This is a genomic window from Clostridium sp. LXY-7, from assembly GCF_056172015.1.
In genome coordinates this window covers 1-586 of record NZ_JBLLJL010000021.1, presented here as the reverse complement: position 1 = coordinate 586, position 586 = coordinate 1, and the positions used below count along the sequence as shown (strand labels likewise).

2 rRNA genes are annotated in these 586 nt (G+C 37.5%); both read right to left on the bottom strand.

Annotated features, from left to right (window positions below):
* Positions 1–226 (bottom strand): 23S ribosomal RNA (locus ACI48Q_RS20930); the annotation flags it as partial.
* Between the two features lie 276 nt (positions 227–502).
* Positions 503–586: ribosomal RNA gene (locus ACI48Q_RS20925) — 16S ribosomal RNA — on the bottom strand; the annotation flags it as partial.

The following is a 586-nucleotide window of genomic DNA, read 5'->3' as shown; positions in this document are numbered from 1 at the left end:
TTCTTTCTCTTCCTCGGGGTACTTAGATGTTTCAGTTCCCCCGGTTTACCTCTATATACCTATTTATTCAGTATATAGTACATAGTGTTTACTATGTAGGTTTCCCCATTCGGAAATCTTTGGATCACTGGCTATTTGCGCCTACCCAAAGCTTATCGCAGCTTATCACGTCCTTCATCGGCTCCTAGTGCCAAGGCATTCACCATGCGCCCTTTGTAGCTTGACCTTAAGTTACTTTTGCTATAAGCAAAAGCTTAGTTTTTCTAAAAAAACTGGTAACTCTATCATCTTACAAAGAATAATAAATTATCTTGACGAAATTGTTTAATTTAAATCTAAATTTAAAGGTTAAACAAATTTTCTTATTTTACTATGTAATTTTCAAAGAACATATATACAAACCTTTAGGTTTGTATTCATTCTTGAGAGATAGTCTCTCAAAATTAAACAGAGTTAAAGTACCAGTGTGTCATAAGGGATTAACCTTATGTCGACTCCCTAGAAAGGAGGTGATCCAGCCGCAGGTTCTCCTACGGCTACCTTGTTACGACTTCACCCCAATCACTAATCCCACCTTCGGCCGCTG